The sequence below is a fragment of the Vibrio sp. Hal054 genome (assembly GCF_037162405.1).
GTDB classification, from domain to species: domain Bacteria; phylum Pseudomonadota; class Gammaproteobacteria; order Enterobacterales; family Vibrionaceae; genus Vibrio; species Vibrio diazotrophicus.
Map to the genome: position 1 here is coordinate 2042306 of NZ_JARLUT010000001.1, position 12282 is coordinate 2054587.

9 protein-coding genes and 1 pseudogene are annotated in these 12282 nt (G+C 44.8%); 4 read left to right on the top strand and 6 right to left on the bottom strand.

The genetic code is table 11. The annotated features are described in order from the left end of the window. The 4 genes from glpC to P4S58_RS09445 all read right to left on the bottom strand — a co-directional run bounded on the left by glpC (position 1) and on the right by P4S58_RS09445 (position 5196). A complete protein-coding gene (glpC, locus tag P4S58_RS09430) occupies positions 1 to 1212 on the bottom strand; it encodes an anaerobic glycerol-3-phosphate dehydrogenase subunit GlpC (RefSeq protein WP_102952906.1) in 1212 nt (403 codons plus the stop codon). Next, positions 1209 to 2549 (bottom strand): glycerol-3-phosphate dehydrogenase subunit GlpB, encoded by a 1341-nt coding sequence (gene glpB, locus P4S58_RS09435; protein WP_337163752.1) that lies wholly within the window; start codon positions 2547 to 2549, stop codon positions 1209 to 1211. Before glpB ends, glpC begins: the two co-directional genes overlap by 4 nt. Further along, positions 2546 to 4216, bottom strand: a complete 1671-nt coding sequence (gene glpA, locus P4S58_RS09440; protein ID WP_337163754.1) for an anaerobic glycerol-3-phosphate dehydrogenase subunit A — start codon at positions 4214 to 4216, stop codon at positions 2546 to 2548. The genes glpB and glpA overlap by 4 nt, the downstream gene beginning before the upstream one ends. Before the next feature lie 218 nt (positions 4217 to 4434). Further along, positions 4435 to 5196 (bottom strand): DeoR/GlpR family transcriptional regulator, encoded by a 762-nt coding sequence (locus tag P4S58_RS09445; protein ID WP_042481714.1) that lies wholly within the window; start codon positions 5194 to 5196, stop codon positions 4435 to 4437. Positions 5197 to 5523: 327 nt separating this feature from the next. Between P4S58_RS09445 and P4S58_RS09450 the strand changes: the two genes are divergently transcribed. The 4 genes from P4S58_RS09450 to ahpF all read left to right on the top strand — a co-directional run bounded on the left by P4S58_RS09450 (position 5524) and on the right by ahpF (position 10486). Beyond that, complete coding sequence (locus P4S58_RS09450) at positions 5524 to 6384, top strand: MIP/aquaporin family protein (protein ID WP_042481712.1); 861 nt, start codon at positions 5524 to 5526, stop codon at positions 6382 to 6384. A 45-nt stretch (positions 6385 to 6429) separates the two neighbouring features. Beyond that, positions 6430 to 7941 carry a glycerol kinase GlpK gene (gene glpK / locus P4S58_RS09455; protein WP_042481709.1) on the top strand — a complete coding sequence of 504 codons (1512 nt, stop codon included), beginning with the start codon at positions 6430 to 6432 and terminating at the stop codon, positions 7939 to 7941. 222 nt (positions 7942 to 8163) lie between these two features. Then, positions 8164 to 8721, top strand: a complete 558-nt coding sequence (gene ahpC / locus P4S58_RS09460; RefSeq protein WP_042481706.1) for an alkyl hydroperoxide reductase subunit C — start codon at positions 8164 to 8166, stop codon at positions 8719 to 8721. A gap of 196 nt (positions 8722 to 8917) precedes the next feature. Continuing rightward, the gene (gene ahpF, locus P4S58_RS09465) at positions 8918 to 10486 is read left to right on the top strand and encodes an alkyl hydroperoxide reductase subunit F (RefSeq protein ID WP_337163755.1); all 1569 of its coding nucleotides are present in this window, start codon (positions 8918 to 8920) and stop codon (positions 10484 to 10486) included. A gap of 102 nt (positions 10487 to 10588) precedes the next feature. Here ahpF and P4S58_RS09470 read toward each other — a convergent pair whose 3' ends face one another. Continuing rightward, positions 10589 to 11641, bottom strand: a complete 1053-nt coding sequence (locus P4S58_RS09470) for a c-type cytochrome (RefSeq protein ID WP_337163756.1) — start codon at positions 11639 to 11641, stop codon at positions 10589 to 10591. Positions 11642 to 11650: 9 nt separating this feature from the next. After that, positions 11651 to 12228: pseudogene (locus tag P4S58_RS09475) on the bottom strand (c-type cytochrome). Positions 12229 to 12282 lie beyond the last annotated feature (54 nt).

Here is a 12282-nt window from a genome sequence, read left to right on the forward strand (position 1 = left end):
TTAAAGCAGCGCTTCCGCTATCAAACTCACTGGGTGAATACACTCTAGCTGAGTGTTTTCCTCAATTTGCCACTTACAGGTTTCGCAATCTGTAATGGCGTAATCAGCGTTTGAACGTCTAATCTTGCTAAACAGGTCATCCCCTATCTTCATAGAGACTTCGTAGTTTTCCTCTTTAAAACCATAAGTACCTGCAAGACCACAACATTCACTATCAAGCACAACCACTTCTAAACCTGGAATCATCTTCAGTACTTCAATGGTAAAAACGGCTCCCCCACTCCTTTCAAGATGACAAGGCGTGTGATAAACAATTTTCTTATTGAGCGGTTTCATTTTTGGCAAGTTGCCACTCATAAACTCTTTCAACAGAAAGCGGCTCACATAGTGGATCTTGTTCACTACATTTTCGTTTTCAACGCCGAGCACATGAGGATATTCCTCCTGCAAGGTGAAAGAACAGGTTGATGAGGTGGACAATACGGCAATACTGTCTTGTTCGATGGCTTTGCCGACATGCTCAATATTAAACTCTGCGTTCTTTCTCGCTTTATCGTGAAAGCCGTTCGCGATCATCGCTACGCCACAACATTTTTCTTTTTCCAGTAAACGCACACCGATGTTCATGGCGTTCATCACTCGGATAAAGTCTTTCCCCAATTGAGGGTGGTTATAGTTGACATAGCAGCCGTGGTAATAGCTGACCGCTCTCGGGTAAATTGACTGTTCGGTGACGTTTTTCTTAAACCAATTTCTAAACGTGCCATGCGAATACTTAGGCAAAGATTTATGTTCATGCACACCTATCGTCTTGTGCATGATCTTCTTCACCAGAGGCAATTGCGTCGCCGCATTCACGAGCGGTGCAAATGGCGTGGCGAGTGAACCGAACAGATCGGTATGGCTCAAGACAAAATCACGCACCAGCTTTGGATTCATCGGGCGCTTGCCAAATTTGCCTCTTGCTACCGCAATAATATCGCCAATACGTACACCTGACGGGCACGCCGTTTCACAGCGTTTGCAGTTGGTGCAGTGTTTCAACATGTCATCATAAAACTCTGGGCTTTTGATGCGTAGTCGCTCACCGTCTGGTCCGCATTGTTTTGGTCCCGGAAAATCTGGGTTCGCCTTTGCTACCGGGCAGTACACAGTACAAACGGTGCATTTAATGCATTGGTCAAAGGTGGTATCTCTGCTTGCCACTGTCATGCACTCACCTCCTTCATTAGTAATTCGCTTCGTAAACCCGCAACAATTTGCTCGACAACCCAATAAGCGGTGCTGACTGCCACACCTCCGCCACAACCATGGGCAATAGGATTGTAGCCACTTAAAATCGCACCAACACAATACAAGTTATTCACCTTTTGACCTTGGATAAACGGGGTAAAGTTCTTGTCAGTCACAACACCAAAGGACAAGAATGGATGCGGCTTAGAGCTGAAGAAATCATGCTGATGCCACTCATCTCTTTCACCCGTCACTTCTGTATCCAAATTAAAAATTGGCTCTTTGATTGAGTTCTGCTTCGCTATCAAGCCTTTACTAAAGAAGCTACCGGAAGCGAGTATGTAGTGTTTCGCCGTCAGATTCATTTCACCCATTTTTTTGGTTTGGATAGACGCCAAATTGATACTGCTGCCTTGATCCTCAAACTGACCGCCAAGCACTTCATCACCTTTATGCAGCACACCACCTTTTTTGATGAAGGTGTGCATCATGACATCCTCAATACGAATACCGAGCAATGAAGGCGGCATGGTTGGTACTTCATGCAAATGGAGTCCCGTATAACGGCTGAGTTTATGCATCAGCTCTAGACCATCGCCATTACCCATAATCGACGGCATCATCAGTAAATCTTCAGGTGTGGCAACTTTCAGCAATTGATTGGCAAACTCGGTGAACTGAGCTTCATCTCTTAAGATCCTAGAAATATCTATCGACCTTAGATCGTACGGGTTACGATTCAGTTGCCCAAACGCCGTTAAACTGACTTTGGCGGTTTTTATGGTTATATCTTTAAACGCTGGGTGTTGCTGCAAATTGCCTAGTGCAATATGTGGCTGAAAATCTCTGAAGCCATCGACAGCGATCATCACAATGCGTTTAAACTGCGCCAGATTTGAAAAATTTTGTTCTATTTTTTCAACATAAGGTTGAGAGAGCCAAGTCGATTTCAAGGTACCTAGCGTGGTAATTCGAAAATGGTTGTGTGACGAAGGCAAAGTGCTCATGGCAAGTCCATTTGCCGCAAGCATTTGTTGATACCAGTTCATGGCTGAACGAACATTTTTACCGCCGACTTTCGCATAAGGGTGCTGTGGAAGCGCTGTTGGTAAAGCGTCAATTTCAGCCCAAGGATCGTCAATTAACTTATGCGTTAACGGGGAATGTGAAAGCAAATCGATAGAGCCGGATGAAAAATGTAAAGCACTCTGCCCGCTGCTCACCACCGCCGTTTTCAACCCGTGTTCTAAACATTTAATGGCAGCCGAATAGCCTGCAATTCCACTACCAATCACTATGACATCGTAATTCATCATTGCTGTTCTTGCTCCTGCGTTGACGGTGTAATGGTAAGTTTGTCGATACTCGCTGGCTCAATGTCTCCACAGCCAAACAACCCTTCATAGATCCAGTAGCTAAACTCAGCCTCTCGTAAGGCATCACCCCAAAATATCGGTTTAATTCCCTTCCATCGCTCTTCCAAAAATTCTTTGAGCAGCAGTGCCGATTCATGGCCGCCAATGTCACCATATTCTTGGAATAAACTCGCAGCACGATAAGCACACAGTTCTCCCTGACACGGACCCATTCCCAACCGAGTGCGTCGACGTAAATCCACGAGGTTTTTTACGTCCAGTTTTTTAATTGCATACTCAATTTCACCTGCGGTGACCATCTCACATTCACACACAATCGCCTGACTGCGAGGTTGTTCAGAGAGAAAAGCTTCTGCCCTTTCTCCATGACGGTAGATGGCTGATTCATAAACAGGCTTAGCGATACTGGCACTTTTACGCAGCGCTTTCGGAGATTCGACAGACCCAGGCAAGGGCTTGGTATGAGTAATACAAGGAGCAGTATTGCCAAGCTTACTCGCAACAAGATCCGTTGCCTGTTCCGCCATCAAGCGGTAAGTCATTAATTTTCCGCCAGTAATTGTCGTGAGACCTTTAAGACCATCGCGTTCCTGATGGTCGAGCAGGACAATTCCGCGACTAATATTTCTGCCAGAACTGTCGCCACTGAGCGAAACTAAAGGCCTAACGCCTGCATAAGCTCTTAGCACTCGGGTATTTTTCATGATCGGCGCCAACTTGATACCTTCTTCCAGTAGCAAATCCACTTCTGCCGCAGTCACATGCAGGTCGTCAATCATGTCGTAATCGATATGTTCTGAGGTGGTACCAATCAAAGAGATGGTATCGCCCGGCACTAAAATGTCTGCATCCGATGGTTTACGACAGCGGTTAATCACCAGATTATTGATTCGATAATCAAGGATCAGCAACGAGCCTTTTGCAGGGAACATTTTGATATCCAGCTCCGCGTATTCGCAGATACCCTGCCCCCAAATACCCGCCGCGTTAATCACTTGCTGGGCAATCACTTCAAAAGGTTGGTTGGTTTGAGTATTGATACATTTCACGCCCAGTACGGTGTCACCTTCACGGATCAGAGAAACGACGCGTGAATGGTTAAACAAACGTGCGCCGTGCTCTTTGGCATCAAGTACGTTAGACGAACAAAGGCGAAATGGGTCGAGCGTGCCATCTGGCACTTTGACGGCACCAATCAATTCAGGGTTAGTATTCGGTTCTAAACGAAGAGCATCTTTTGGCGAAAGAGTTTCCACATCGATATCAGCGGCTTTGCATTGCTCGATAAAGGTCTTTTGAAAGCCCAAATCATCTTCAGGCAAAGTGATGAACAAACCGCCTGTGTCTTCAATACAGTGTCGAGCGATTTTCTTCAGTATGCGGTTTTCTTGGATACATTCTTTTGCGGAATGTTGATCGGTGACGGCATAACGCGCACCAGAGTGTAATAAACCGTGATTTCGCCCTGTGGTACCTGACGCCAAATCGTCTTTTTCTAGCAAAATGCACTTTATGCCCCTCAGAGCACAATCACGCATAATCCCTGTACCTGTCGCACCACCACCAATGATGACAACGTCGGTTTCAAATCGAACTGTAGAATTCATTGTCGCCCCACCCTTAATTAACGCGTTTTTAGTGTGACATCAAAAAGATCAAATGTGCGAAAATTTAACTAAAAATGTTCGTTCGAGCACAAATTATGTTTATTTTAGCTAATGAATGGGGATAAATGATAAAAAAGAGAGTGAATTTCATAAGAATGACATAAAAAAGACCTAAAAAAACCAGTCAAAACGATGACTGGTTTTTAAAACGAACATTATCAAACAATATCGAGCTGAATCTCATGCTCGCGGATAATGGCACAGATGCTCTCTGGCGGCATTTGATCGGTAATCACCAGATCAACCTCTTCGATTCCACCCAGTTTTACCATGGCATTACGCCCAAACTTAGTATGGTCAACGCCCAAATAGACACTGCGGCTATTCTCGATAATGGCTTTTTTCACTCTAACTTCATGGTAATCAAAGTCTAAGAGTGAACCATCGAAATCAATGCCACTGATGCCCAGAATGCCGAAGTCGAGACGAAACTGAGAAATAAAATCCATGGTCGCCTCACCAGTCACACCGCCATCTCGGTTGCGAACTTCACCACCAGCCAGTATCACTTTGAAATCAGGCTTGGTCATGAGTAATGACGCAACATTAATATTGTTGGTCACAATCCGTAGGTTCTGATGGTTTTGCAGCAACGCTCTTGCTACTGCTTCTGGTGTGGTACCAATGTCGATAAACAAAGTGGCGCCATCTGGAATATGTTGAGCCAACTTCAATGCAATACGTTGTTTTTCTTCTTGATGAGAGACTTTGCGCGTTTGATAAGAAGAGTTTTCGGAACTGGTGACTATGGTCGCGCCACCATGGTTTCGTTTGATTTGGTTAAGGTCGGCAAGCTCATTGAGATCTCTTCGAATGGTTTGAGGGCTAACATTGAATCGCTCAACAAGATCTTCGGTGCTGACATATCCCTGAGCCTTGACTAGCTCGATGATTTCTTGATGACGTTTAATGGCTTTCAAAGTAGATCCTGATTGACTGTTTCCAATAACTAGCAGTGTACTTCTTCATGTTCACATTTGAAATATATAGATAAATACACTGTTGAATAAGTCACTTAATCTTAGCTGTTCTGCTCAATCCTGTTCTCTATCATCACACTGCCTTATTGAACTAATTTGATACAAAACTGTGCATTGCTTAACATTTGCGAACATAAAGTGAACATTTAATTGTTCGTTTGCTCATTTTGAGAGCGCCATATAGTTTCATGCGAATCCTTTTGATTAACATAATGCCCACATTATCTGCATGGGATAATGCCAAATCAACGTCCAAGGAAATAAATTATGGCTAATAAAAAACAACATACTCTCATTGGTGAGTGTATTGCCGAGTTCATAGGTACGGGTTTGCTCATATTTTTTGGTGTCGGATGTGTAGCCGCACTCGTATTGACCAATGCTCAGTTTGGGCAATGGGAAATCTCTATCGTTTGGGGCCTTGCTGTTGCCATTGCTGTCTACTGCACTGCTGGTGTCTCAGGCGCACACATTAATCCCGCCGTGACCATAGCGCTTGCCGCTTTTCATGGCTTCGAAAAATCTAAAGTTATTCCTTACATCGCTTCTCAAGTTGCCGGAGCATTTTGTGCTGCTGCTCTTGTTTATGGTCTTTACAGCAATTTATTTACCGCATGGGAAGTGACAAACGGTATTGCTCGTAATACACCTGAAGCACTTGCTACCGCTGGCATTTTTTCAACATACCCTAACGCTGCTTTATCTTTTTCTGGTGCATTTGCTGTAGAATTTGCCATTACAGCAGTACTGATGTTCGCAATTTTGGCTTTAGGTGATGAAAATAATGGTGCAGCACGTGGAGCGCTAAACCCACTTCTAATCGGTATCGTGGTTGCCACTATTGGTGGTTCGTTAGGTCCACTGACCGGTTTTGCGATGAATCCTGCTCGTGACTTTGGACCAAAATTATTTGCATACCTAGCAGGATGGGATTACGCATTAAGTGGCGCGAAAGATATTCCCTACTTTATCATTCCGATAGTTGCAACCGTTGCTGGCGCTTGTTTTGGTGGTTGGGCTTATCCTAAATTTATCGGTGCGTACGTACCGACTGTGGGCACAGGCTGTACCATTCCAAATCAGTGCGAAGAGTGTGAAATCGCAGATGACTCAAAAGCTCAGGTTTGAGCAATAAAAAGAATAAATCCAATAAAGTGAAAAGGATCCCTACCTATGAATAATAAATATATTGTTGCTCTTGACCAAGGCACGACGAGCTCACGAGCAGTAGTGCTCGATCATGACGCAAACATCGTGAGTGTTGCACAACGCGAGTTTACCCAAATCTACCCTGAATCAGGTTGGGTGGAACACGACCCTCTCGAAATTTACGCGACACAAAGTTCTACATTGGTTGAAGCATTAGGCCAAAAAGGCATTCGTTCAGACCAAGTAGCTGCGATTGGTATTACTAACCAACGTGAAACCACCATTGTTTGGAACAAAGAAACGGGCGAGCCTGTTTACAATGCGATTGTATGGCAATGCCGCCGAACAGCTGATATCTGTGCAGAGCTGAAGAAAATTGACGGCTTTGAAGAGTATGTACGCGAAAATACAGGTTTGCTGCTAGACCCATATTTCTCAGGCACAAAAGTGAAATGGGTGCTTGAGAACGTGGCTGGTGCACGTGAACTTGCACAGGAAGGCAAACTACTGTTTGGTACGGTTGATACTTGGCTGGTATGGAAAATGACTCAAGGTCGTGTCCATGTCACTGACTATACCAATGCTTCTCGTACCTTGCTGTTTAACATCAACACCCTTCAATGGGATGAAAAAATCCTTAAAGAACTGGATATTCCGCTATCAATGATGCCAGAAGTAAGAGCATCCTCTGAAGTCTATGGCGAAACTAACATCGGTGGTAAAGGCGGTACTCGTATTCCAATCGCAGGCATTGCAGGCGACCAACAAGCTGCGCTATTTGGTCAAATGTGTGTTAAACCGGGTCAAGCTAAGAACACCTATGGTACCGGCTGTTTCTTGTTAATGAACACTGGTAAAGAGAAAGTGACGTCGAAAAACGGCTTGTTAACAACGTTAGCCTGTGACCCAGAAGGTAAAGTCTCTTACGCGTTAGAAGGTTCAGTCTTTATTGGCGGCGCTGCTATTCAATGGCTTCGTGATGAAATGAAACTCATCACTGATGCAAAAGATTCTGAATATTTTGCAACTAAAGTGGATTCTTCAAATGGTGTTTATGTGGTTCCAGCCTTTACAGGGCTTGGCGCTCCATACTGGGATGCATATGCTCGCGGTACTATCGTAGGTATGAGTCGCGGCACAGGTATCAACCACATTATTCGCGCAACATTGGAAAGTATTGCCTATCAAAGCCGTGACGTAATTGATGCGATGCAAGCGGATTCGGGTATCAAACTGGCAACACTGCGTGTTGATGGTGGCGCGGTAGCGAACAACTTCCTAATGCAGTTCCAATCAGACATTCTGAACACAGATGTGCAACGTCCTAAGGTTACAGAAGTGACGGCTCTTGGAGCGGCATACTTAGCTGGCCTTGCTGTCGGTTACTGGGGATCTTTGGATGAAGTTGCTGATAAAGCTGAAATCGACCGAGTCTTTGAACCAGCACAAGATGAAGCAAAACGAGCTCAACGTTACAACGGCTGGAAACGAGCAGTTAGAGGCGTATTGGCTGTTTCTCACTTTGCTGACGAATAACACTCTTACAACGTCAGGTTGGCGCTAGATCAAAAAGTATAAAGGGACGCTTAGCGTCCCTTTTTGTTTCACCGAACAAAGTCTTCAATACCTACCAATAGCTTTTACCAATCAATTCAATAAGAACAAGCAATTTTTCTTAATTACCTCTTCATGTGAATATACATCTCGAAGGCAAGAGACAGAGATTGCCAAACCAAAAACTCTTAGGAAGGTAAAAACATGATTAACACTACTATCAAACCATTTAACGCAACGGCATTCAAAGACGGCAAATTCGTAGACATTTCTGAGAAAGACGTACTAGGCAAATGGGCTGTATTCTTCTTCTACCCAGCTGACTTCACATTCGTATGTCCAACTGAGCTAGGCGACCTAGCTGACCACTACGAAGAGCTTCAATCTCGTGGCGTAGAAGTGTTCTCAGTATCGACTGACACTCACTTCACTCACAAAGCATGGCACGATAGCTCAGACACAATCGGCAAAATCAACTACTACATGGTAGGCGACCAAACTGGCAACATCACTAACAACTTCGGTGTGATGCGTGAAGGTCAAGGTCTAGCAGACCGCGCTACTTTCGTTATCGACCCACAAGGTGTTATCCAAGCAGTTGAAATTACAGCTGAAGGCATCGGCCGTGACGCAGAAGACCTACTACGTAAGATCAAAGCTGCACAATACGTTGCTTCTCACCCAGGTGAAGTATGTCCAGCTAAATGGAAAGAAGGCGAAGAAACGCTAGCTCCTTCTCTAGACCTAGTAGGCAAAATCTAAGCATAAAGCTTAAAACCTAATCCATTTGAAGCCGTTCGGCGGCTTCATATAGGAAGGTTGCTGAATTAGAGAGCTGGTCAGGCAATGTACCTAACGACCTACGAGCTTGACTGGCTCTCCCCTCCGCAAATAAAGAATTGAATTTATCCAGAGTGACCGCTCTCTTTAATAGAATTACGAATAGGTATAACAAAAAATGTTAGATCAGGCGATTAAACAACAATTAAAACAATATCTTAGCAACCTTAAAGAAGAAGTTCAGTTAGTGGTCAGCCTAGATGAAAGCAAGGCATCCAATGATATCCAATCACTAGCGAACGAAATTGCAGAGCTAAGCAATTTAGTGACTGTGACTCGCGATGACGCAGCAAGCTCTCGCCGTCCAGTAATGACAGTGACAAACCCTAAGAAAGGCACTCAGCTACGTTTTGCTGGTCTTCCAATGGGACACGAGTTTACCTCTCTAGTATTGGCTCTACTTCACTCAGGTGGTCACCCAATTAAGCTAGAAGCTGAAACCATCGAACAAATTGCTAAATTAAACAAAAAGCTAGATGTAGAGATCTTTATTTCTCTATCTTGCCAAAACTGTCCAGACGTTGTTCAAGCGTTCAACATGATGTCGGCTATCAACCCAGACATTCGTACAACCATGATTGATGGTGCACTGTTCCAAGATGAAGTGAAATCTCGCGACATCATGGCGGTACCAAGCGTATTCGTAAATGGCGAACTGTTCGGTCAAGGCCGTATGTCTCTGACTGAAATCCTGAACAAAATTGATGACGGCGCGGCAGACAAAGCAGCAGCAAGCCTAAACGAAAAAGAACCGTACGATGTTCTTGTGATCGGTGGTGGCCCTGGTGGTAGCGCAGCTGCGGTATACGCTGCTCGTAAAGGCATCCGTACAGGTGTTGTAGCTAAGCGCTTGGGCGGCCAAGTCATGGATACAATGGCAATCGAAAACTTTATTTCGGTTAAACATACTGAAGGTCCAAAACTTGCGCACGATTTAGGTGAACACCTAAAAGAATACGGTGTGGACATCATTACTGAGCAACAAGCTGACAAGCTGATGGGTGCTACTTACACTGAAGATGGTTACATCCACGTCAGCCTTGAAAGCGGTGCGACGCTGAAGAGTAAGAGTGTCATCCTGAGCCCAGGTGCACGTTGGAGAGAAATGAACGTTCCTGGTGAACAAGAATACCGTAACAAAGGCGTTGCTTACTGCCCACACTGTGACGGCCCACTATTCAAAGGCAAGAGAACAGCGGTAATCGGTGGTGGTAACTCAGGTATCGAAGCGGCAATTGACCTAGCAGGTATCGTTGAACATGTTACTGTTCTTGAGTTCGCTGACACGCTACGTGCTGACCAAGTGTTGATAAACAAGGCAAACTCTTTGCCAAATGTTGAAATCATCACAATGGCACAAACAACCGAGGTAATCGGTGACGGTAAACGCGTAACAAGTTTGAAATACAAAGATCGCAATACAGACGAAATCAAAGAGATTGAACTGTCAGGTATCTTTGTACAAATTGGCCTTGTACCAAACACTGAATGGTTAAAGGATTCTGATGTCGAGTTGTCTGCTCGTGGTGAAATCGAAGTAGGCAGCCGCGGCGAAACTAGCATGGAAGGTGTCTTTGCTGCTGGTGACGCAACCACTGTACCTTACAAGCAAATCATTATTGCTATGGGCGAAGGTGCAAAAGCGAGTCTAGGTGCGTTTGATTACCTAATTCGCAAACAAGCTTAAATCATACATTTTATCTCCTATTAACGACAAAGGGCTCTACTTCGGTAGAACCCTTTTTTTAGGTTTTAACAACAACAGTAACGAGTGTTATCGCTGTATTTATTACTTCACAACTGCCGAAGGAAAAGCATCACTACCTAGCGTGTATCCATTCACCGATTTGCCGTAGAACCCATCATGAGCATGGTACTTTTTACGGTTGTCTTCGAGACTGCCCTTGTATCTCGGGTCTTGTGGCCGCTCTTGGCTGTTCACATAAGCAGATACATCCCAAGCTTCTTGTACAGTTAACTGAACGCTTTTGCCCAATGGCATGTTTTCATAAATAAAGTAAGCTGCAGTATTAATACGGTGCATGCCCGCGCCCCAGTTATACGCATTTTTGCCCCATAAAGGCGGAATATAGGAATGCCCCTCTCTATCCGAGACGCCTTGTCCATCTTTCATATGGCAAGCGGCGCAATTGTCTGCATACACCTGCATTCCGCGCTCAAGTGAAGGTTCCAGTTCTGGATTTGCGATCTTTGGATAACCTCGTCCTGCCAAGCTGCCACGTTTATCAACCGGAAGAGCCTGAGCGATAACTTCTGGCATGGGAAACGACTCAGCTTTACCACCAATTTGCAACTGCTTATCGTCTAAAGCTGGCACTGGTTCATTTTCCAGACCATGCTGATCCATCAAACCGCCCATGGCTAACCAATAAGCATAAGCACTCAACGCAACCAATTCCGGAGAATCATAGGCTGGCGGTTTACCGTTCATTGAATAAGTAAAACATCCTTGAATTCGATCAGCGTAGCTGTTCACGCGATCATTCTTTTTACGGTATGCAGGATAAGCCATATACGCAGCCCACAAAGGCGCTGAGTTTGCCTTGCGACCCGCTTCCATATGACAGTTCACACAGTTCTGGTCATTGCCAACGTACTTACCACGCATCTGCTGTGAATTGACGAACAATGAGTAACCGAGTTTAACCTTCTCTCCAAATTCATCATTGGTGATAGTGGTTAAATCTCTTGGGACAAGATATTCGGCTTGACTGTTTTTCTTTGCCGCAGGTAATTCAGCCTGACGGTCAGGCAACTCAGTATTTGCTTTTGCCGATACAGAAAGCATGCTGAACGCCAACAATGAATAAATGACTTTCATAGCAAACTCCTAGTATCGAAATGACGCAAAGTAGAACGACAAATTTTCTATTTCATCGTCTGTTAGCTTTTGGGCAATGGTAGACATCATATTAAGTGGGTCGCCACTACGAACCCCTTCTTCCAATCATGAAGTTGCTTCTTCAGATAATAAGCATGCTGACTTGCTAAGCGAGGGAACTGCCCCACGCCCATGCCACTGGCGGCATGACAAGTGGCGCACGCGGGTATATTTCTGTTCCAATCCCCTTGATAAACCAGTTTTCGATAAGGGTTGCTGATATCGGCTTGAGAACCGCGCTGTTCGAGATTGGTAAACTCATAGCTAGGCAATGACGCATAGTACTCGGTCACTGCTTTGCGAACTTGAGGATCACTCAGCTCTTTTGCCATCGGGCTCATTAGGGGATCTTTACGTTCACCGGATAAGAACAGCTGAATTTGGCTATCCAGATATTCCGCGCTTAACCCTGCAAGCATCGGTGCAATATTTGGCTGACCTTTCCCATCCTGCCCATGGCAACTGGTACAGACGCCAGCTTTGACTGGCATTTCCGCCGCCTGAATACTGACTGAGGCAACCAGCATGGGCAAAGCGGCCCATAGTTGTAAATTTGACATGCTGACTCACTATTACTACTT

Coding starts and splice junctions, on each gene's coding strand:
- glpC (WP_102952906.1), bottom strand. CDS start 1,212: ATGACAGTGGCAAGCAGAGATACCACCTTTGACCAATGCATTAAATGC.
- glpB (WP_337163752.1), bottom strand. CDS start 2,549: ATGATGAATTACGATGTCATAGTGATTGGTAGTGGAATTGCAGGCTAT.
- glpA (WP_337163754.1), bottom strand. CDS start 4,216: ATGAATTCTACAGTTCGATTTGAAACCGACGTTGTCATCATTGGTGGT.
- P4S58_RS09450 (WP_042481712.1), top strand. CDS start 5,524: ATGGCTAATAAAAAACAACATACTCTCATTGGTGAGTGTATTGCCGAG.
- glpK (WP_042481709.1), top strand. CDS start 6,430: ATGAATAATAAATATATTGTTGCTCTTGACCAAGGCACGACGAGCTCA.
- ahpC (WP_042481706.1), top strand. CDS start 8,164: ATGATTAACACTACTATCAAACCATTTAACGCAACGGCATTCAAAGAC.
- ahpF (WP_337163755.1), top strand. CDS start 8,918: ATGTTAGATCAGGCGATTAAACAACAATTAAAACAATATCTTAGCAAC.
- P4S58_RS09470 (WP_337163756.1), bottom strand. CDS start 11,641: ATGAAAGTCATTTATTCATTGTTGGCGTTCAGCATGCTTTCTGTATCG.